Origin of the sequence: Nocardiopsis mangrovi, from assembly GCF_042653925.1 — a bacterium.
In the GTDB taxonomy this organism is placed as follows: Bacteria; Actinomycetota; Actinomycetes; order Streptosporangiales; family Streptosporangiaceae; genus Nocardiopsis_B; species Nocardiopsis_B mangrovi.
This window is the reverse complement of sequence record NZ_JBHSFQ010000028.1, coordinates 1-19,591: the sequence shown is the minus strand read 5'-3', so window position 1 is coordinate 19,591 and position 19,591 is coordinate 1. Positions and strand designations below refer to the sequence as shown.

General features: G+C 74.4%; 18 protein-coding genes. 5 read left to right on the top strand and 13 right to left on the bottom strand.

The genetic code is table 11. The annotated features are described in order from the left end of the window. Positions 1–176: 176 nt before the first annotated feature. Together ACFO4E_RS23060 and ACFO4E_RS23055 are read right to left on the bottom strand one after the other, a co-directional pair. Complete coding sequence (locus ACFO4E_RS23060; RefSeq protein ID WP_378578155.1) at positions 177–1,454, bottom strand: HRDC domain-containing protein; 1,278 nt, start codon at positions 1,452–1,454, stop codon at positions 177–179. Positions 1,455–1,557: 103 nt separating this feature from the next. Then, on the bottom strand, positions 1,558–2,139 hold the full coding sequence (locus ACFO4E_RS23055; protein ID WP_378578153.1) for a DUF3000 domain-containing protein: 582 nt from the start codon (positions 2,137–2,139) through the stop codon (positions 1,558–1,560). Positions 2,140–2,564: 425 nt separating this feature from the next. Between ACFO4E_RS23055 and hemE the strand changes: the two genes are divergently transcribed. Continuing rightward, positions 2,565–3,533 carry a uroporphyrinogen decarboxylase gene (hemE, locus tag ACFO4E_RS23050; protein ID WP_378578274.1) on the top strand — a complete coding sequence of 323 codons (969 nt, stop codon included), beginning with the start codon at positions 2,565–2,567 and terminating at the stop codon, positions 3,531–3,533. Between the two features lie 438 nt (positions 3,534–3,971). Here the strand turns inward: hemE and ACFO4E_RS23045 are convergent, their stop codons facing one another. Next, positions 3,972–5,030, bottom strand: a complete 1,059-nt coding sequence (locus ACFO4E_RS23045; protein ID WP_378578151.1) for a DUF4349 domain-containing protein — start codon at positions 5,028–5,030, stop codon at positions 3,972–3,974. Between the two features lie 142 nt (positions 5,031–5,172). On the opposite strand from ACFO4E_RS23045, the gene hemG reads away from it, so the two are divergent. Together hemG and hemQ are read left to right on the top strand one after the other, a co-directional pair. Then, the gene (hemG, locus tag ACFO4E_RS23040) at positions 5,173–6,675 is read left to right on the top strand and encodes a protoporphyrinogen oxidase (protein WP_378578149.1); all 1,503 of its coding nucleotides are present in this window, start codon (positions 5,173–5,175) and stop codon (positions 6,673–6,675) included. After that, positions 6,672–7,376, top strand: a complete 705-nt coding sequence (gene hemQ, locus ACFO4E_RS23035; protein WP_378578147.1) for a hydrogen peroxide-dependent heme synthase — start codon at positions 6,672–6,674, stop codon at positions 7,374–7,376. Before hemG ends, hemQ begins: the two co-directional genes overlap by 4 nt. Before the next feature lie 98 nt (positions 7,377–7,474). Here hemQ and ACFO4E_RS23030 read toward each other — a convergent pair whose 3' ends face one another. The 3 genes from ACFO4E_RS23030 to msrB all read right to left on the bottom strand — a co-directional run bounded on the left by ACFO4E_RS23030 (position 7,475) and on the right by msrB (position 9,522). Further along, positions 7,475–8,311 (bottom strand): CDP-alcohol phosphatidyltransferase family protein, encoded by an 837-nt coding sequence (locus ACFO4E_RS23030; RefSeq protein WP_378578145.1) that lies wholly within the window; start codon positions 8,309–8,311, stop codon positions 7,475–7,477. After that, complete coding sequence (locus tag ACFO4E_RS23025; RefSeq protein WP_378578143.1) at positions 8,298–8,945, bottom strand: phosphatidylserine decarboxylase; 648 nt, start codon at positions 8,943–8,945, stop codon at positions 8,298–8,300. The genes ACFO4E_RS23030 and ACFO4E_RS23025 overlap by 14 nt, the downstream gene beginning before the upstream one ends. Before the next feature lie 163 nt (positions 8,946–9,108). Further along, positions 9,109–9,522, bottom strand: a complete 414-nt coding sequence (gene msrB, locus ACFO4E_RS23020; RefSeq protein WP_378578140.1) for a peptide-methionine (R)-S-oxide reductase MsrB — start codon at positions 9,520–9,522, stop codon at positions 9,109–9,111. 232 nt (positions 9,523–9,754) lie between these two features. On the opposite strand from msrB, the gene ACFO4E_RS23015 reads away from it, so the two are divergent. Beyond that, complete coding sequence (locus ACFO4E_RS23015) at positions 9,755–10,150, top strand: hypothetical protein (RefSeq protein ID WP_378578138.1); 396 nt, start codon at positions 9,755–9,757, stop codon at positions 10,148–10,150. An 82-nt stretch (positions 10,151–10,232) separates the two neighbouring features. Here ACFO4E_RS23015 and ACFO4E_RS23010 read toward each other — a convergent pair whose 3' ends face one another. From ACFO4E_RS23010 to ACFO4E_RS22980, 7 genes are all read right to left on the bottom strand, one after another. Continuing rightward, the gene (locus ACFO4E_RS23010; RefSeq protein ID WP_378578136.1) at positions 10,233–10,991 is read right to left on the bottom strand and encodes a GntR family transcriptional regulator; all 759 of its coding nucleotides are present in this window, start codon (positions 10,989–10,991) and stop codon (positions 10,233–10,235) included. A 246-nt stretch (positions 10,992–11,237) separates the two neighbouring features. Beyond that, positions 11,238–12,005, bottom strand: a complete 768-nt coding sequence (locus ACFO4E_RS23005) for a dihydrofolate reductase family protein (protein WP_378578134.1) — start codon at positions 12,003–12,005, stop codon at positions 11,238–11,240. A 573-nt stretch (positions 12,006–12,578) separates the two neighbouring features. Next, a complete protein-coding gene (locus ACFO4E_RS23000) occupies positions 12,579–14,210 on the bottom strand; it encodes an acyl-CoA dehydrogenase family protein (protein WP_378578132.1) in 1,632 nt (543 codons plus the stop codon). A gap of 285 nt (positions 14,211–14,495) precedes the next feature. After that, complete coding sequence (locus ACFO4E_RS22995; RefSeq protein ID WP_378578130.1) at positions 14,496–15,308, bottom strand: sirohydrochlorin chelatase; 813 nt, start codon at positions 15,306–15,308, stop codon at positions 14,496–14,498. Next, positions 15,305–15,997: a phosphoadenylyl-sulfate reductase gene (locus ACFO4E_RS22990; RefSeq protein WP_378578128.1), complete on the bottom strand. Its 693-nt coding sequence runs from the start codon at positions 15,995–15,997 to the stop codon at positions 15,305–15,307. Before ACFO4E_RS22990 ends, ACFO4E_RS22995 begins: the two co-directional genes overlap by 4 nt. Continuing rightward, a complete protein-coding gene (locus ACFO4E_RS22985; protein WP_378578126.1) occupies positions 15,994–16,194 on the bottom strand; it encodes a hypothetical protein in 201 nt (66 codons plus the stop codon). The genes ACFO4E_RS22990 and ACFO4E_RS22985 overlap by 4 nt, the downstream gene beginning before the upstream one ends. Before the next feature lie 13 nt (positions 16,195–16,207). Then, positions 16,208–17,899, bottom strand: coding sequence for a nitrite/sulfite reductase (locus ACFO4E_RS22980; protein ID WP_378578124.1), 1,692 nt, complete (start codon positions 17,897–17,899; stop codon positions 16,208–16,210). Positions 17,900–18,371: 472 nt separating this feature from the next. Here ACFO4E_RS22980 and ACFO4E_RS22975 point away from each other — a divergent pair. Beyond that, the coding region (locus ACFO4E_RS22975) for a YihY/virulence factor BrkB family protein (RefSeq protein WP_378578272.1) at positions 18,372–19,591 on the top strand (1,220 nt) is incomplete at its 3' end.

The following is a 19,591-nucleotide window of genomic DNA, read 5'->3' as shown; positions in this document are numbered from 1 at the left end:
CGAAACTTGCCACCCCGCATCAACAACAGCACGATTCAATAACTTAATCCGTGAACCTGTGGCGGGGAAGTGCCTAGGGGGTGTGCCGTCAGGGTGAATCGTGTCACTTGTGCCATTTTTTGGCCATGATCAGGTTTAAAGCCATCCAACGGCGTGATGTGGGTCCTATCGACCGCTCAGGCGGACGTCCCGGCGGCCTTCGCCAGCGCCCCCGCGAGCGCCTCGGCGGTCAGCGCCACCTGCCAATCGCGCGCCCCGTGCGCCCGCAGGTGGGCGGCGACCGCATCCGTGCCGGCCGCCGCGGGCGGACTCCACGACAGCCGCCGCACCGCGTCGGGCTGGAGCAGGTTCTCGGTGGGCATGGTGACCCGCTCGGCGATGGCGCTCACCGCCGCCCGGGCGGCCTCCAGCCGCCGCGCGGCCGCCGGATCGCGGTCGGCCCACCGGTTGGTGGGCGGCGGGCCGTCGCCCGGCGCGCTGGGCTGCGGCAGGTCCGCGGCCGAGAGGTCGCGGGCCCGGCTGATCGCCTTGATCCAGTTCTGCGCGTAGCGGCGGGCCAGCCGTACGCTGAACGGCTTGAGCGCGGTCAGCTCCTGGGCGGTGCGCGGCATCGCGGTGGCGGCTTCGACGATCCCGGCGTCGGGCAGCACCCGCCCCGGGGAGATGTCGCGCTCCTGGGCGATCCGGTCGCGCTCCTGCCACAGCTCGCGCACCACGCCCAGCGCACGCTGGTTGCGCACCCGGTGGATGCCCGATGTGCGGCGCCAGGGATCGGTGCGCGGCTCCTTGGGCGGAGCGGCCAGCACCGAAGCGAACTCCTCGCGCGCCCATTCGAGCTTGCCGGCCTCGGCGAGCTCGGCCTCAAGGGCGTCGCGCAGCTCGACCAGGATCTCCACGTCCAGCGCCGCGTAGGTCAGCCAGTCGGCCGGCAGCGGGCGCACCGACCAGTCGACGGCCGAGTGCTCCTTGGCCAGCCGCAGGCCCAGGACGCGCTCGACCATGGAGCCCAGCCCCACCCGCTGGTAGCCCAGCAGCCGCCCGGCCAGCTCGGTGTCGAAGAGAACGGCGGGGCGCAGGTTGACCTCGCTCAGGCACGGCAGGTCCTGGTGGGCGGCGTGCAGCACCGTCTCGGCGCCGGCCAGCGCCTCGCTCAGCGGGGTGAGGTCGGGGCAGGCGATCGGGTCGATGAGCGCCGAACCCGCTCCCGCGCGGCGCAGCTGGACCAGATACGCGCGCTGGCCGTAGCGGTACCCCGACGCCCGCTCGGCGTCGACGGCCACCGGGCCGCTGCCCGCACCGAACGCCTCGACCACCCGGGCCAGGTGTGCGGCGTCGGCCACCACGGGCGGCAGCCCTTCACGGGGTTCGCGCAACAGGGGGGCTTCGGGCCCGTTCTGCTCCGGCGGATGCTCCGGTTCGGGGGTACCTGTCTTCGAGTTCAGCACGTTCGCCACCCCACCACGGTATGTCCTTCCGCCGTCGGCCGCCGCAGGGAGGGCCGCGGACGGCGCCGCGCCGTCGTCCCGCGGGGCGCTCCGCGGGACCGGTGGCGGCGGCTCAGCCCTCGGTCCGCGATCGGCGCTGGGCGATGTCGGCCACGTCGATGGGCGGCAGCCCCGCCGCCGACGACAGGAGCTCCAGCCACACCTCCATGTGCGCCGACAGGTCGTCGGACTCCGGCGACCACGACGCGCGCAGCTCCAGCTCCGTCGACATGGCCTGGTCGGCCTTCGCGGCGAAGCCCTCGGTCGTGGCGCGTGTCACAGTTCCGCTGAGCTCGCGGTGCTCGGCCCCGTGCCCGGTGAGCGCCTCGGCCAGCCAGCTCCACGCGACCTGGCCCAGCAGCGGGTCGGCCGCGATCTCCGACTCCAGATCGGCGCTGACCCACGCGACGACCCGGAACGGGCCGGGCCATTCGCGCGTGCCCTCGGGGTCGTACAGGACGATCAGCCGGCCGAAGGCGGCGTCGTCGCCGTCGACGCCGACACTGGCCGACATGGCGACGGCATAGGGGGCCAGGCGCTGGGGGGCGGGAATGTCCTCGACCGTGATCTCGGGCCGGACCGCGGGCGTACGCAGACTCTCGACCGCTCGCCTGAACGCGGGGGGCGCGTCATCGACCCTACCGAGAGGGGGCATGGTGGAAACGTCAGCCTTAATCTTGTGATGGAGCATGTCGCACCGCAGGCCGCGGCGGCCGCGCGCGTCGCGACGCGCCCGTGCCGGCCACGGCCGCACCGTCGCGGCAGAGCGCGCCGGCGGTTGCGGCGCGTGACGGTGGGCACCCCATGACGGTGGCACGAGTCACGTCCGCGGACGCGGAGTTTTTCCGGCGTGTCGGCCTTTTGTAATGATCTTGGGATCGCTGCCGCGATGAAGTCGTTATCAGGTTCACCCTCCCCATCATCCCCGCACACGGCGGGCTCCAATGATGGCCGATCCGGGCCGCCTCCGGGGCGGTAACGACACGCCCGCGCCGCATACATGGCACGATCAGGGGTGTGACGCTGCACGACTCTCCCTTCCTCCGCGCCTGCCGGCGCCTCCCGGTGTCGCACACACCGGTGTGGTTCATGCGCCAGGCCGGGCGCTCACTGCCCGAATACCGCAGGGTCCGCGCCGATGTCCCCATGCTGGAGGCGTGCGCGCGGCCCGACATGATCGTCGAGATCACCATGCAGCCGGTGCGCCGCCACGGGGTCGACGCCGCCATCTACTTCAGCGACATCGTCGTCCCGCTGAAGGCCATCGGCGTCGACCTCGACATCAAGGCGGGCGTCGGCCCGGTCGTGGCCGATCCGATCCGCGACGCCGAGGGCGTCAAGCGGCTGCGCGACCTCGAACCCGGCGACGTGCACTACGTGACCGAGGCGGTCGGCGAACTCGTCGGCGAGCTCGGCGAGACCCCGCTCATCGGCTTCGCCGGGGCGCCCTTCACGCTCGCGTCCTACCTCATCGAGGGCGGCCCCTCGAAGAACCACGAGCGGACCAAGGCGCTGATGTACGGCGAGCCGGAGCTGTGGGACGAGCTGATGCGCCGCCTGTCGGCCATCACCCTGGAGTTCCTGCGCGTGCAGATCGCGGCCGGCGCCTCCGCGGTGCAGCTCTTCGACTCCTGGGCGGGGGCGCTCAGCGCCGAGGACTACCGCGCGTCGGTACTGCCGCACAGCACGTGGATCTTCGAACGGCTCCGCGACGCCGATGTGCCGCGCATCCACTTCGGCGTCGGGACCGGCGAACTGCTCAGCCTGCTCAGCGAGGCCGGCGCCGACGTCGTGGGCGTCGACTGGCGGGTGCCGCTGGACAAGGCGGCGCAACGGGTCCAGCCCGGCACCGCCCTCCAGGGCAACCTGGACCCGGCCACGCTCTTCGCGCCGTGGGAGGTCGTCGCCGACCGCACCCGCGACGTGCTCTCCCGCGGCGCCGCCGCCGAGGGCCACGTGTTCAACCTGGGCCACGGCGTCCTGCCCACCACCGACCCCGACGTCCTCACGCGGCTCACCCACCTCGTCCACGAGGAGACCGAGCGCTAGTCCCGCACCTGCGCGGACTGCCGAGCGAGGATCTTCCGGCAGGCAGGCGGACGACGCCAGCCGGGCGGGACCGCCGGTGCGCAGGCCGTGCCCCGTCGTTCCCGCACCGGATCGGCGGGCGGGTCCGGCGTCGCGGTGCCGGGGCGCTCCGGCGCGACCGCTGCGGCGCCCCCGCACCATGGCGTACGCCAGATGAGGGGATGCCTCAGCGAGCCACACGGGGTGAGCAAGGTGTGCGGTGCGGAGGCCGCCGCCGTGCCTTGTCGTTCCGGCACCCGGCCAGTGGGCGAAAGCAAGGACATCCCGCCGGGACACTCCAGCGGGATGTCCCTGGTGCTCGAACGGCATGGCGCGCGCCAACCGCGCGCCCGCGCGCCGCGCGGTCCTCACGTGCGGGGTCCGGGCCCGCGGGAGGTTCCGCGGGCCCGCACCCGGGGGTCACGCCGCAGGCGTGCCGTCGTCGCGGGACGAGGCGTCGCCGGCTCCGCCCGTGCTCGCCGCGTCGCCCGGGTCCGCGTCCGTACCCGCGTCCGCTCCGGTGCCGGGGGCGCCGTCCGCCTCCGGCGTGTCCGCCGCCGCGGCCGGCGTATCCGCGGCTTCGGCCGGGGCGGCCGCCGCCGCGGCGGACGCCCGGCGGCGGCGCCACCAGACCAGGGCCGGCACCCCCGGAACCGCGAGGACCAGGAGGAACGGCAGCAGCCAGCCGACACCCGCGGCGATGCCCTGCCCCACCGCCACGAGCGCGAGCCAGCCGCGCTCCAGGCCGCCGAGGAAGCCGATCGAGCCGCCGCTGTCGGGGCCCACATAGCTCTCCGGCGGCATCAGCCGCAGGTGCACGGTGCCCATGGCGGTCTGCCCGGCCAGCGACTCCTGGCGCGCCAGCAGCGCTTCCAGGTCCGCCTGACGAGTGCTGATCTCCTCCTCCACCGCGAGCACGTCCGCGACCCTGTCCGCGTCGTCGAGCAGGTCCCGCAGCCGCTCCAGCGACGCCTCGGCCGATTCCACCCGGCTGTCGACGTCGGCGACCTCCTCGGTCACGTCCTCCACCGAGCGGTCCAGGTCGGAGCGCGTTCCCAGGGCGCCCAGCTCGTCGAGGCCGTCCTCGTAGCGGTCCTGCGGGATGCGCAGGGTGAGCGACGCTTCGGGCACCCGGCCGCGGGCGGTCGTGATGCTCTCGGCCGCGACGAAACCGCCCGCGGCGTCGACCCACGCGGCGGCGTCCTCCGCCGCCGCCTCGACATCGTCGACCTCCACGCTCAGATCGGCGGTGTGAATCCGTGTGCGGTCACTCACATCGACATCGGCGGTGGAGCCCGGTGCGCCCTGTTCCGCCGACTGCTCCTGGGCCTCCGGCGCCACCGCCGCCTCGCCGTCGGCCGCGCGGTCCGCGACCCCGGCCGACATCTCCCCGTTCGCTCCGGAACACCCCGCCAGCAGGACGGTCGCCAGGACCACAGCGGCCCCGGCGGCCACCCGGCGGCGCGGGCCCCCGGTCACCCATTCCGTTTCCATGGGAATCCGACGCGGCGGGTCCCCGCCCCGTTGCGGCCGCGAGGTCTCACCTCGGTCACGGCCGTGCCCGCGCGGATGGCAACAACCTGTCGGCACCCCCGCCCCGGGCATCTGGAAAGCTGGGTCCATGCAGCGTGAACCGCATGTCGTGGTCGTGGGTGGCGGTGTCTCCGGGCTGACCGCCGCCTACCGGCTGACCAGGAGCGGGGCCAGGGTCACCGTCCTGGAATCGGCCCCGCGGACGGGCGGCAAGCTCGACGCGTCGGATGTGGCGGGGGTCCCGGTCGACTCCGGAGCCGAATCCGTCCTGGCGCGGCGCCCCGAGGCCCTCGACCTCATCCGCGAACTGGGGCTCGGCGACCGCCTGGTCCACCCGGCGCGGGTCCCCGCCGCCATCTACAGCCGCGGGCGGCTGCGCGCCTTCCCCGCGGGCCACGTGATGGGCGTCCCGGGCGGCCTCAGGGCGCTCGCCCGCAGCGGGGTGGTCTCCCCGGCCGGCACCCTGCGGGCGGCGCTCGACCTGGTGCGGCCGCGGACCCCGGTGCGCGGCGACGTGCCCGTCGGCGCCTATGTCGGGGCCCGGCTGGGCCGCGAGGTCGTCGACCGGCTGGTGGAGCCCATGCTCGGCGGCGTCTACGCGGGCCGGGCCGACCGCCTCTCGCTGGACAGCACGCTGCCGCAGATCGCCGCGGTCGCGGGGGCGGACCGCTCCCTCATACGCGCGGTCCGCGCGATCACCGCGCGCGCCGCGGGTACACCCGGGGGCCCGGTCTTCGCCACCCTGGACGGCGGGCTGGCCACCCTGGCCGACGCGCTGGTCGAGCGCTCCGGGGCGGCCGTGGCCACCTCCACCACCGTCCGCGGGCTCGCCCCCGAAGGCGCCGGGTGGCGCCTGACCACCGGTTCGGCCGCCGGCGGCCGAACCGGGCGGACCCACGACGCCGACGCCGTCGTGCTCGCCTGCCCCGCGCCCGCGGCCGGCCGCCTGCTGCGCCCCTTCGCCCCCGCCGCGGCGGAGGAGCTGGCCGGCATCGCCTACGCGAGCATGGCCATCGTCACCCTGGCCTACCCGGCGTCGGCCTTCGCCCGGCCGCCCGCCGGCAGCGGGTTCCTCGTGCCCGCTCGCGAGGGCCGCGCCATCAAGGCCGCCACGTTCAGCAGCGTCAAGTGGCCGTGGCTGGCCGAGCGGCTCGCCGCCCGCCCCGGCCCCGAGACCGTCGTCATCCGCTGCTCGATCGGCCGTGTCGGCGAGGAGGCCGTGCTCCAGCGGCCCGACGACGACCTCGCCGCGCTCGCCGTCGCCGACCTCGCCGACATCTGCGGCATCAGCGGCCCCCCGGCCGACATCCGGGTCACCCGCTGGGGCGGCGGCCTGCCGCAGTACGACGCCGGGCACGCCGCCCGCGTCGGCCGCGCCCGCGCGGCGCTCGCCGGCCACCCCGCGCTCGCGCTCTGCGGCGCCGCCTACGACGGCGTGGGAATCCCCGCCTGCATCGCCGGGGCCACCGGCGCCGCCGAGCGGATCGCGGCGGCCCTGCCCGTTCCCGCTGCCGGCGCCGCCCGCACCGGCACCCACCACGCGCGCCGCTCCGAGCAGGCGCCGTCCGACACACAAGGAGAATCCGCATGACCACGGGCCAGAACGGCACGGCCGACCCCGAGGAACTGAACAAGCTCATCCGCTACACCATGTGGTCGGTGTTCTCGGCGGGCGACCTGGCCGGCCTCGACCGCGCCGCGGCCGGCGGCGAGCTGACCGCTCTGCTCGACGGGGCGGCCCAGAAGGGCGTCACCACGCGCGGCGCCTACGACCTCCAGGGCTTCCGCGCCGACGCCGACCTCATGTTCTGGTGGATCGCCGACACCCCCGAACAGCTCCAGGAGGTCTACGCCGGTTTCCGCCGCACCGCGCTGGGCCGCGCGGCGACCCCGGTGTGGTCGGTGATGGGCCTGCACCGCCCGGCGGAGTTCAACCGGGGCCACGTCCCCGCGTTCCTGGCCGGCGAGGAGCCGCGCGAGCACATCTGCGTCTACCCCTTCGTCCGGTCGCTGGAGTGGTACCTGCTGCCCGACGAGGAGCGCCGCGCGATGCTCGCCGAGCACGGCCGGATGGCCGCCGGGTTCGGCGACGTGCGCGCCAACACCGTCTCGACGTTCGCCCTCAGCGACTACGAGTGGATGCTCGCGTTCGAGGCCGACGAGCTGCACCGCATCGTCGACCTGATGCGCCACCTGCGCGGCGCCAAGGCGCGCCGGCACACCCGGCTGGAGGTGCCGTTCTACACCGGGCGCCGCAAGAGCCCGGCCGAGCTCGTCGAGGCCCTGCCCTAGACGGGGGCGCGGGGGCCCGCAGGCCCCTGTACGACGCCGAAGGGGCGCACACCCGTGTGTGCGCCCCTTCGGCGTCTCCCGTGTCCCCTGCGGCCGGTTCAGCCCTCGCGCGCGGTGGGGACGGCGGGCTCCTCGCCCGGACCGCGGTCGCGCCGCCCGGTGAGCAGCAGGTGCACCGGGATCGCCAGGATCAGCACCAGCACCAGGCTGGCGCCGGAGTACAGCAGGGCACCGCCCGCGGGGGCGTCGGCCGCCCACGCGGTCAGGCAGGCGACGCTGCCCAGGATCCAGGCCAGGACGGCGAACGCCACGCGCCCGCGCGGCTTGGGGTACTCCACCTGGCTCACCATGAGCCAGGCCACCACGAGCACCGCCGCGGCCCCGACGTAGACCGGCGGGTCGAGCAGCACGATGGTGATGACCGCCATGGCCCCGAAGGGGCTGGGCAGCCCCGAGAAGTAGTCCGATCCCGGAGCCTGGCAGGAGAACCGGGCCAGCCGCACCACGACCGCCAGGAGCACGGCCGCCGCGGCCACGATCGGCACGGCGCCGCCCCCGCCGGAGAGCGTGCCCCAGGCGACGACGAAGAAGGCCGGCGCGAACCCGAAGCTGATGACGTCGGCGAGGTTGTCCAGTTCGGCGCCCATGCCGCTGCCGCCGAACCGGCGTGCCACCCGGCCGTCGAACAGGTCGCAGGCCGCGGCGATGAGCAGCAGCACCACCGAGGTGGCGATGGCGCCGCGCTGCAGCGGGCCCTCGATGCCCGCCGACAGCTGGGCGGACTGCGCCGCGGCGAGCTGCCACACCGCCATGAACCCGCACAGGGCGTTGCCGAGTGTCAGGTAGTCGGCCGCCGCCAGGCGCAGCCGCGGGGCGGGCTCGGTGCGCTCGGCCAGAGCGGGGCCGGGCAGGAGACCCGCCTTAGTCGCGGTCAAGGCGCGTTTCTCCCGCTCGGACCTTCTGGCCGACCTCCACCGCCGGGGCGATCCCGGCCGGAAGGTAGACGTCGACCCGTGAGCCGAAGCGGATGAGGCCGATCCTCTCGCCCTGTTCCACCTTCTGCCCTTGAGCGAAATACGGGACGATACGCCGGACCATCGCGCCGGCGATTTGAACGACCGTGATCTCACCGATCTCGGTTTCGAAGGTCCAGATGACGCGTTCATTACGCTCGCTGTCCTTGTCGAATGCGGGACGGAAGCCCCCGGGCCGGTGTTCCACGCGGGTCACGGCGCCCGCCGCGGGCGCGCGGTTGACGTGCACATTGAGGGGGTTCATGAAGACCGCCACCCGCGTGCGGCCGTCGGGCTGGGCGTCGACGCTCTGCACGACGCCGTCGGCCGCCGATATGAGCCTCCCGGTGGCCGGCCCGCGGTCGGGGTCGCGGAAGAACCAGGCCATCGCGGCCGCCAGCCCCACCGCGGGAACGGCGAGGGCGGTGCGGGTCCGTGATCCCCTGGCCGCGAGCACGGCGGCGCCGGCCACCACGCACGCGGGGACCAGCCAGGGGGCGGAACCGCGGGCCATGCGCGGCGGGGAGGACGCCGCGGATCGATAGAGATCGGTCATTGGGAGCTTTCGTGGAGATGCCTTGCGGCGGTGGGACCTTCGAGGGGGCAGGCCCGGAGGTTCGTTCGGACGCGCCCGTCCGAGCGAGCGCCGGGTACGGAGGGCCTGACGGGGGAGGTCGTCCCCCGGCCGACGGCACCCATGAAGGAGGATGCTATGCCACTCAGTCGTCGGCCTCCAGGGTGAGCGCGATGGAGTTGATGCAGTAGCGCTCGTCGGTGGGGGTGGGATACCCCTCCCCGCGGAAGACGTGACCGAGGTGGGAGTCGCAACGGGCGCAGCGGACCTCGGTACGTATCATGCCAAGCGAGCTGTCCTCGTGCAGGGTTACCGCCGAGGTGTCCGAAGGATCATAGAAACTCGGCCAGCCGCAATGCGAATCGAACTTCTCGCCGGACCGGAAGAGTTCGGCGCCGCACGCGCGGCACCGGTAGACCCCGGCCGTCTTCGTCGATGTGTACTCGCCCGTCCAGGGGCGCTCGGTGGCGCCTTGGCGCAGGACCGCGAAGGATTCGGGGTCCAGGCGCGCCCGCCACTCCTCCTCGGTCCGGCGGACCGGAGCGGTTGATTCGTCCATGTAAGGGACGCTACCCCCATTCGGGGATGTTCGCCGCTGGCGACCCACGCATCGCCGTCCCTGTCGAGGAAATGGCCGATGGTGGTTACGAGCCGATTTCTTCGCACATGGGAAGTTCGCGGGGATGCGGGCCGGGTACGGGGTTGTGGAGTCAGGCAGCCGGGGGTCATCCATGCTCGTACCGCTTGTCACGTACAGAAACCCGCTGGAACCAACCCGACAGCCGCTCCGTGTGGGACGGGTCCGCTACGGCCTCCTATGGCTGGACCACCACGCCGTCCGCCTCGGCCGCCGCGCCCGCCCCGTCGGGGACGCGTTCGCCGGCGCGGCGTCCGAGGTCCGCTGGGCCGTCCGGCTGACCGCCGCCTCGGCGGCGGCCCGCCTGGAACGGGCGCGGCCGGAACCGTGGAACGACCGCAGGCTCCTGGTGGCGGCACTGGTCACCGGGCTCGGCGCCCTCGCCGTCTCGTCGCTGCTGGGGGTCGCCCTGGCGCGGTGGATGGCGACCCGCCCCGGCGACGCCCTCCCCGCCGCCGGCGGGGCGGTCGTGGTCGCGGCGGTGCTGTGCGCGCTGGCCTACCTGGTCTTCGCGTCGAGGCCGCGCCGCGCACCAACACGGAAGGGCTGACCCGGCGGTCCCGGCGCGCGCGGCGGGCCGGGACCGCCTTCTCTCCGCGGCCCCGATCCGGTCCGGTCAGGTCCGCGGACGATCAGGCGTCGAAGTCGTACTGGAGGATGTAGGCGGATCCGTCGAGGGTCATCTCGTTGACCTCGACGGCGGTGTGGGCGGCGGTCAGCGCGGTGCGCAGCACGTCGAGCACCGGGGTGCCCGCGCTGAGGTGCAGCCGGTCGATCTCGGACGGCGTGGGCATCCGGACCCGGATCTCCTCGGTGAAGTGCGCGGGGGCGTGGCCCAGTTCGGCCAGGCGGGCGTAGATCCCCCCGGGCCCGGTGTCGGCCTCGCCGATCGCCGTCCCGGCCGCCAGCTCCGCGGGCAGGTAGGACGTCGCGAGCTGCATCGGGCGGCCGTCGAGCCGGTAGCGGCGGCACCGGCGCAGGACGGAGGCCGCGGTGGGCAGGCCGAGGGCGCGGGAGATGTGCTCGGGTGCCGCGATGTTGCCGATCTCGATGCTGTCGGTCTCGAACCCGCGGTCGGCGGCGTCGGCCTGCCAGATGGCGCGCCCGGAGGACCATAACTCGCGGGACAGCCGCCGCGGCCCGTGCCGCCGCAGCGGGCGGAAGGTGCGGACGTAGACGCCCGATCCCCGGATCGCCACCACGATGCCTTCGTTGATGAGGACCGACAGGGCCTGTCGCGCGGTGGCCCGGGCGACCCTGTACTGCTTCATGAGGTCGTTCTCGCCCGGCACCCGGTCGCCGTGCGAGAGCTCGCCGGAGGCGATCGCGGACCGCAGGTCCTCGGCGATTTCACGGTAGACCGGGGGTGAGTCGTTTTCGGACGTCGGCACTACGTTCATCCTCTCGCCCGGAATGCGGGGTCACACTGATCCAGATGTCACTCGTCCGTCCTTCTCTCGGCGCCACCGCACGCTTTCGGGGTGAATACCGGATTGTTTCACGTCCTACCCCGTCCGGAAGGTGCCCGCCGCGGAAGCCCCACTCGGGGTATGTCCCGTCGGGGGGTCTTTATGCGCGGACGGGGGGCTGCCGAAACCGGCCACTTCCGGCGCGTAACGCGCCGGAATAGGCGGCGATCACGCGCGCGTGTATCTCAGGAACAGCGATCCGGAGGATTCCAGGACCCCGTCGAGCCGCAGTTCGCGGGTGTGCGCCGGGGAGTCCCCCGCGACGATCCGCGACGCGGCCGGTCCCAGCAGGTGCGGGCTGACCGTCAGGCACAATTCGTCCAGCAGCCCGGCCGAGGCGAATTCGGCGAGCAGGTGCGGCCCGCCCTCGGTCAGCACGCGCGGCAGGCCCCGGTCCGCCAATGCGGTCAGCACCGCCTCGGGCCGCACGGAATCCTCCCCGGCCACGACCACATCGGCCACGCGCTCCGCGGCGCGGCGCCGGTCGGCCGGGGCCGACTCCGTCGTGAACACGATCGTCCGGGCGTCGCCGGGCGCCTCCGCGAGCAGATCGGGGTGGACCTCCAGGGTGCGGGTGACCACCGCCACCGGCGGCGTCGCCGGCCGGCCGGCGCGCAGCGCGCCCCACACCTCGCGCGGACGCACCGGGCGGTACCCCTCGATCCGCGCGGTCGCCGCGCCGGCCAGCACGACGTCGGCCAGCGCGCGCAGCACGCCCATCACCGCGCGGTCCGGCGGTGACGAGAGCTCGGCGGTGCGCCCGGAGGGGCCCCAGGCGCCGCCATCGGCGCTGGCGACCATGTTGCCGCGCAGCCAGGGCCGTTCCAGGCCCTCGGGGTAGGCGTAGGCGGCGGCGAGGTCGGCGTCCGGGGCGGTGTCGCCGCCGGACGGAAGCAGCGAGCGGAAGCGCGGCGCGGTGTCGGAAATGGAACTCATGGCTTCCGAGGTTAGACGGCAGCGCCCGCCGAACGCGCGCGGCGCGACACGCGCCGGACCGCGGGCCCGCCGGGGGCGCCCCGCCCGGCGCGGATCGGGCCCCGCGGCGCGCGGCACCGGAAAACGCGCAATTCCGCGCGCGCACCGGCCCCGTGAACGCGTCGCGGAGGGCAATGGGAAATCGATCCCCGAACCGTCCGCGACCGCCCGGCGGATAGCGGGGGAGCCGCCCCGGATTTCCGGCGGGCCCCGGCTGCGCCCATTCGCCGCACGGTCAGTTCTTCCGTTCCGGTGAGGAAGGTATTCCTGACCTTGTCGAATCGCGCGCCGCTACCTTCGCGGCGCACCGGGTGACCGGGATCCGCGGGCGCGGCGTATTGCGGGGCGGCGAAGGGACCCGGCCCGGAGCGAATTCGCGTGTGCGCCCGCCCCGGATCGCGGCCCCTGACCGCGCGGCGCACCCCGGCGGCGCGGGCCGCGCGGCCCGGAATTCCCCCGGGAGAGGGCGGTGGCCGCCGTCCGATTCCGCTCCGGCCGCCGACCGGAACCCCCGCCGCGGCCGCGGCCCCGGCCTCAGCCGCGCGGGCGGCTGCGGTCGATGATGGCCGCGGTGTCGGTCCCGGCGGGCAGGGTGCCGAAGACGGCACCGCCGTCGCCGCCCAGGCGCGACCCCACGAACGCGTCGGCGACCGGCGCCGGGCTGTGGCGGATCAGCAGCGACGCCTGGAGCGTGAGCGCCATCAGCTCGACGACCCGGCGGGCCCGCGCCTCCAGGTGGCCGGAGTCGGCGAACTCCGCGTGCAGCCGCTTGAGCGCGGCGTCGAACCGGCGGTCGGCCCCTTCGGCGAGCGCCAGTTCGGCCGTGAATGCCTCGACGCCGTCGGGCCGCGTGGCCATGGCGCGCAGGACGTCCAGCGCGGCGACGTTGCCCGAGCCCTCCCAGATGGAGTTCAGCGGCGATTCGCGGAACAGCCGCGGCATCCCCGACTCCTCGATGTACCCGTTGCCGCCCAGGCACTCCAGGGCCTCGGCGGCATGGGCGGGCTGCCGCTTGGTGACCCAGAACTTGCCCACGGCCACCGCCAGGCGGCGGAACGCGGTCTCGGCGGCGTCGCCGCGGACGGAGCGGTCCACCGCGCCGGCCAGGCGCATCATCAGGGCCGTTGCCGCCTCGGACTCCACCGCGAGGTCGGCCAGCACGTTGCGCATCAGGGGCTGGTCGATGAGCGCGCGGCCGAAGGCGTGCCGCCCGCCGGCGTGGTGCACCGCCTGGGCCAGCCCGGCGCGCATGCCGGCGGCGGAACCGATGACGCAGTCGAGGCGCGTGCAGTTGACCATCTCGATGATGGTCCGCACGCCGTCGCCGGGGTCGCCCACCGCCCAGCCCGCCGCACCGTCGTACTCCAGCTCGGCGGACGCGTTGGAGCGGTTGCCCAGCTTGTTCTTCAGGCGCTGGATGTGCAGCGTGTTGCGGGTGCCATCGTCGAGGACGCGGGGGACCAGGAAGCAGGTCAGCCCCTCGGGCGCCTGGGCGAGAGTGAGGAAGACGTCGCCCATGGGGCCGGAGGTGAACCACTTGTGCCCGGTCAGCCGGTAGGTGCCGTCGGCCCCCGGGACGGCGCGGGTGGTGTTCGCCCGGACATCGGAGCCGCCCTGCTTCTCGGTCATCGACATTCCCGCGAGCAGGCCCTCCTTGGCCAGCGGCGGGCGCAGGCCGAAATCGTAGCTGCGCGCTGTCAGCAGCGGCTCGAACCGGGCGGCCAGGGCGGGGGAGCGGCGCAGCGCGGGCACGGCGGCGTAGGTCATGGAGATCGGGCAGCCGTGCCCGTTCTCCACCTGGGACCACGCGTAGAACTTGGCCGTGCGGGCGACGTGCGCGCCGGGCCGGTCGTCGGCCCAGGGGGCGGCGTGCAGCCCGTGGGTCACGGCGGTGTCGGTGAGGACGTGCCAGGCGGGGTGGAAGTCGACCTCGTCGACGCGGTGCCCGTAGCGGTCGTGGGTCCGCAGCACCGGGCCGTAGGTGTCGGCCTGCTCGGCCCACCCGCGCACGCGCGCGGTCCCGGCCAGCCGCCCCAGCTCGTGCAGCTCCGCCCCGGCCCAGCCCGCCCCCTCGCGCTCCAGCCCCTCGGTCAGCGCGGCATCGGCGGCGACGTCGTGCCCCTCCAGCGGTCCCGGCTGGTTGAACACCTCATGGGTGGCTGGCATCGGCACGCCCTTCCGGTTGAAACCGAACGCGATTCGGTCGGGTGGTGGGATCCAGCGTAGCCGCCCGGTCAGGGGCATCCGACAGCCCTCCGGACCGACCGCGCAGGCGGGCGCCATCCGCGTGTACCGCCCCGGCGCGAGTGCCCCCGGCCACCCGCGCGTACCGGCCCGGCGGTCCCGTGGACGCGTGTCGGTGCCCGTCGGTTCGGCCGGAAGGAGCCGGGCCGCGGGCCCGCGCCACCACGGTGGTGGCGCGGGCCCACGCGGCCTGTCCGGCCTCCCGGGTCAGCCGGTCCGGATGCGGGACAGCGGGGCGCGGTCCCGGGCGGCGTCGTAGCGGGACAGGGCGACCCGCGCCAGTTGCGGAGCGTCGCCCAGCGCCGGGGACACGGCGAAGGCGCCCGCTGCGAGCGCCCGGCCGGCCACGCGGTCGGCGAAGAAGCCGGGGGCGAGGAGGTAGGAGGCGACGGCCACCCGCTCCGCACCCGCGGCGCGCAGCCGCGCGACCGCCTGCCCCGGGGAGGGGGAGGCCGCCGACGCGTACGCCGGGACCACCCGCAGCCACGGCCCGCGCCGTGCCAGCGCCCGGGCCGCCCCCTCGATCACCGCGGTGGCGGCCGGGTCGCCGGACCCGGCCGAGGCCAGGACCAGTGCGGTCCCGGGCTCCGCCACCGCGCCGGCCTCCGCCAGCCGCTGCTCCACCGCGTCCAGCAGCAGGGGATCGGGACCGAGGGGGTCGCCGTAGCGCACCTGGAGCCACGGGGCCCCGGCGCGGACCCTGTCGAGGACCCCCGGAAGGTCGACCTTGCTGTGGTAGGCGGCGGTGAGCAGCACGGGCAGGACCACGGCCGCCCCCGCACCCTCCGCCGCCAGCGCGGTCAGCGCCTCCTCCGCACTCGGGGAGGCGTGGTCCAGGTAGGCCACCCGCACGTCGAGGCCCGGCCGCAGCCGCCGCACGCGCGCGAAGATCCGCTCGACCTCCCGGGCCGACCGCCCGTCGCGGCTGCCGTGCGCGACGGCGACCAGAGGCGGCCCCGACTCCGATCCGTCCGGCGCCCCCGGCCCCGATCCCGGTGCGCCCTGCTCCGCCGCGGTCACAGGTGGATTCCGCATTCGGTCTTGCCGGTGCCCGCCCAGCGTCCGCTGCGCGGGTCGTCTCCGGGAGCAACGCGGCGGGTGCAGGGCGCGCAGCCGATCGAGGGGTAGCCGTCGTACTGCAACGGGTTGACCAGCACCCCCTTCTCGGCGATGTAGGTGTCCACGTCCTCCTGCGTCCACCGCGCGATGGGGTTGACCTTGACCATCCCGCGGCGGGCGCTCCACTCCACCACGCCGGCACCGCGGCGGGTGGCGGACTCGTCGCGGCGCACCCCGCTGACCCACGCGTCATAGGGCTCCAGCGCCCGTTGCAGCGGTTCCACCTTGCGCAGGTGGCAGCAGATGTCCGGATTGCGCCCGTGCAGCCGCGGGCCGAGGTCGCGGTCCTGCTCGGCGACCGTGCGCCGCGGGGTGACGTTGACGAGGGTGATCGGGTACACCGACGCGACCGCGTCGCGGGTGCCGATCGTCTCGGCGAAGTGGTACCCGGTGTCGAGGAAGATCACGTCGACCCCCGGCCGGACCCCGGAGACCAGGTCGACCATGAGCGCGTCGGCCATGGAGGAGGTCAGGCACAGCCGGTCGCCGAAGGTCTCCGCCGCCCAGCGGATGATCTCGGTGGCCGGGGCCTCCTCCAGTTCGGCCGCCGCCCGTTCGGCCAGCGCCTTGCCGTCCAGTGTGACGTTCATGTTGTCCCGTCCGTTCCGCTCGTGGCGCGGCCCTGCGCGGCGGCGCCGCGCAGGCCGACGAACTTCACCCGGAAGACCCGTGTGCACGACAGGCACGCCCAGGCGTACCCGGCGCCCTTCTCGGCGTCGCCCTCGTAGGGGACCAGGTCCTCGTCGCCGCAGTAGGGGCAGTAGTAAGGGGCCGCCCGCTCGCTCATGGCGCCTCCCGCCTCACGCCAGGTCCGCCTCGGCGGCCCGGGCCGCCCACTGCGCGAACGCCTCTCCGTCCGCCTTCTGCTCCAGGAAGCGGCGCAGCACCCGCTCCACGTAGTCGGGCAGCTCGGCGGCCGTGGTCTTGAGCCCGCGCACCTTGCGGCCGAACCCCGCGTTGAGCCCCATGCCCCCGCCCAGGTGCACCTGGAACCCCTCGACCTGCTCGCCGGTGCCGCGGTCGGTCACCAACTGGCCCTTGAGCCCGATGTCGGCGACCTGGATGCGCGCGCACGAGTTGGGGCAGCCGTTGATGTTGACGGTGATCGGCTCGGGGAAGTCCGGCAGCCGCCGCTCCAGCTCGTCGATCAGCGAGATACCGCGCGCCTTGGTCTCGACGATCGCGAGCTTGCAGTACTCGATGCCGGTGCAGGCCATGGTCTGGCGCCGGAACGTGCTCGGCCGCACCTGCAGGTCCTCGGCCTCCAGTGCGTCGACGAGGGAGTCGACGCGGTCGTCGGCGACGTCCAGGACGACCAGCTTCTGGTCGGCGGTCGTGCGGACGCGGTCCGAGCCGTGCGCCTCTGCGAGGTCGGCGATGCGCGCCAGCTTGGTCCCCGAGACCCGGCCCACGCGCGGGGCGAACCCCACGTAGTTGCGGCCGTCGCGCTGCCGGTGCACGCCGACGTGGTCGCGGCGGGTGCCGGGGTCCAGCTCGGGGGCGGGGCCGTCGGGCAGCGCGTAGCCGAGGTAGTCCTTCTCCAGGACCTCGCGGAACTTCGCCGCTCCCCAGTCCTTGACCAGGAACTTGATCCGGGCGCGGTGCCGCAGCCGCCGGTAGCCGTAGTCGCGGAAGACCGAGCAGACGCCCGCCCACACCTCGCTCAGCTGGTCGGGGCGGACGAACGTGCCCAGCCGCTGGGCGAACATCGGGTTGGTGGACAGCCCGCCGCCGACGAACAGGTCGTAGCCGGGGGCGCCGTCGGGACCGGTGACCCCCACGAACGCCACGTCGTTGATCTCGTGGTTGGTGCAGTGGACGGAGCAGCCCGCGATGGAGGTCTTGAACTTGCGCGGCAGGTTGGAGAAGAGCGGGCTGCCGATGTGGTCGTCGTGGACCCGCTGGATCTCGGGGGTGGCGTCGATGACCTCGTCGTCGGCGATTCCGGCCAGCGGGCAGCCCAAGATCACGCGGGGGGTGTCGCCGCAGGCCTCAGTGGTGGACAGCCCCACCGCCTCCAGCTTCTCCCAGATCGCCGGGACGTCCTCGATGCGCACCCAGTGCAGTTGCACGTTCTGGCGGTCGGTGATGTCGGCGGTGTCGCGGCCGTAGGCGGTGGAGATCTCCGCGACGGCGCGGAGCTGCGCCACGCTGAGCTGCCCGCCGTCGATGCGCACCCGCAGCATGAAGTAGCGGTCGTCGAGCTCCTCGGGCTCCAGGACCGCGGTCTTGCCGCCGTCGATGCCGGGGGCCCGCTGGGTGTACAGCCCGTACCAGCGGAGGCGGCCGCGCAGGTCGGCGGGGTCGATGGAGTCGAAGCCGGCCTTGGCGTAGATGTCGATGATGCGGCGGCGGACGTTGAGCCCGTCGTCGTTCTTCTTGTTCTCTTCGTTCTTGTTCAGCGGCTCGCGGTAGCCGAGGGCCCATTGGCCCTCGCCTCGGCGGGGCCGCCGGGACGCGGCGGCGCCGGTCGATGCGGACGTGGGAGGCATCGCGGGGTCCTCCGAGCGGTTGCGGGGCGCGCGGGCCGGCGCGCACCACACCGCACCCCGCGTTTCCGGCACGGCGCTGTACCGGGACGCGAAGAGGACAGGAAGGGTGGTGTGGGACGTCGGCGCCGCTCACGCCCTGAGAATGGGCGGAACACAGATGTGCGGCGAAGTCAGCCGACGTTGCGACAGATGGCACTGCGGACCCGAAGGAAGTCCACGTGCCGGCGCACGCAGAGCATCGGGTCCAGGGCAGCGATCATGTTCACGACAATGTCACGCCGGAGCGCCTATGTCCAGGCGTGCGTTCGCGCGCGCGGCGGTGAAGCACGTCACGTAAAGCGGACATTATCTACGGGGCAACTAGGAAATTCCGGTCACGGTTGGCCATCGAATCGACCGGATCCGGCCCCCTTGGGGCCGGTGCCCGCACACGGGCGCCCGCGCGCCTTTAGCGTTGTCATTCGTGAGCAGAATGCGGGAGCGTACCCGGCGTGCCGCCGAGGCATGGCGGCGGCGCCACCCGCGCCTGGGAACCCCCGCCCTCATCGTCGTCCGCACCGTCCGCTCGGTCGTGCGCTCCCGCGTCGTCGGGCTCTCCGCCGAGGCCGCCTTCTTCTCCCTGCTGTCCCTGCCGGCGCTCCTGCTCGGCGTCGCCGGAACCCTCGGCCACCTCGCCCCCGTCCTGGGGGCCGGGACCGTGCTCGACATCCGCGGCTGGCTGCTCGACCTCGCGGCCAAGGCCCTCACCCCCGATGCCGTCGACTCCGTGGTGGCGCCGATGGTCGACGAGTTCCTGGGCGGCGCGCAGGGCGGGGTCCTGTCGGTGACGTTCCTGGTGTCCCTGTGGTCGGGGTCGCGGGCCATGAGCGTGTTCATCGAGGCCATCACCATCGCCTACGGGCTCGACGACCTGCGCGGCTACGTCCGGCAGCGCGTCCTCGCCTTCCTCGGCTACATCGGGGCGCTGCTCTTCGCGCTGATCGTGCTGCCGGTCATGGTCGCCGGGCCCGAGGCGGTGCGCGAGCTGCTGCCGATGACCGCGGGGCACCTCGGCACCGCCTACTGGCCGGCGGTGGCCTTCCTGTCGACCGGCGCGGTCACCCTGCTCTACCTCCTGGCGACCCCGGTGCGCCCCCCGCTCTGGCGCTACCTGCCGGGCTCGCTGCTGGCCACGGCCATCCTGCTCCTGGGCTCGGTCCTGCTCCGGGCCTACCTCGGCGCCTCGTTCGGGCAGGTCACGATCTACGGTTCGCTCGCGGCCCCGATCGCCATCCTGACCTGGCTGTGGCTGATGGCGCTGGCCGTGCTCATCGGCTCGGCGCTCAACGCCGAGATCGACGCCGCATGGCCCACCGCGCGTACCGCCGCGGCACGGGCGCGCATCGCGGCCCGCCGCCACGAGCGCGCCGCCCTGATGGTCGAGCGGCGCGAAGAGGCGCTGCGCACCGTCGCCGAGCCCGGGGAAGAGCCCGACCCCGGCCCCGACCCCGAGCCCGAGGCCGCGGGCGGCGCGGCGAAGGCGGCGGACCCGGCCGGGGGAGAAGCCGGCGGCGGGTCGGGCGCGCCTGACCGCGACGGCGGCGCGCCCGCCGATCGCGTCCCGTCCCGACCGGAGCCGGGCGGGCCCGGCACGGCCGTGGCGCCGCGCCGGGCAAGTCGGAGGCCAAGCGGTCTTAGGAAGACAAGCAACGA

Coding starts and splice junctions, on each gene's coding strand:
- ACFO4E_RS23055 (WP_378578153.1), bottom strand. CDS start 2,139: ATGCCCCCTCTCGGTAGGGTCGATGACGCGCCCCCCGCGTTCAGGCGA.
- hemG (WP_378578149.1), top strand. CDS start 5,173: ATGCAGCGTGAACCGCATGTCGTGGTCGTGGGTGGCGGTGTCTCCGGG.
- hemQ (WP_378578147.1), top strand. CDS start 6,672: ATGACCACGGGCCAGAACGGCACGGCCGACCCCGAGGAACTGAACAAG.
- ACFO4E_RS23025 (WP_378578143.1), bottom strand. CDS start 8,945: ATGACCGATCTCTATCGATCCGCGGCGTCCTCCCCGCCGCGCATGGCC.
- msrB (WP_378578140.1), bottom strand. CDS start 9,522: ATGGACGAATCAACCGCTCCGGTCCGCCGGACCGAGGAGGAGTGGCGG.
- ACFO4E_RS23005 (WP_378578134.1), bottom strand. CDS start 12,005: ATGAGTTCCATTTCCGACACCGCGCCGCGCTTCCGCTCGCTGCTTCCG.
- ACFO4E_RS23000 (WP_378578132.1), bottom strand. CDS start 14,210: ATGCCAGCCACCCATGAGGTGTTCAACCAGCCGGGACCGCTGGAGGGG.
- ACFO4E_RS22990 (WP_378578128.1), bottom strand. CDS start 15,997: ATGAACGTCACACTGGACGGCAAGGCGCTGGCCGAACGGGCGGCGGCC.
- ACFO4E_RS22985 (WP_378578126.1), bottom strand. CDS start 16,194: ATGAGCGAGCGGGCGGCCCCTTACTACTGCCCCTACTGCGGCGACGAG.
- ACFO4E_RS22980 (WP_378578124.1), bottom strand. CDS start 17,899: ATGCCTCCCACGTCCGCATCGACCGGCGCCGCCGCGTCCCGGCGGCCC.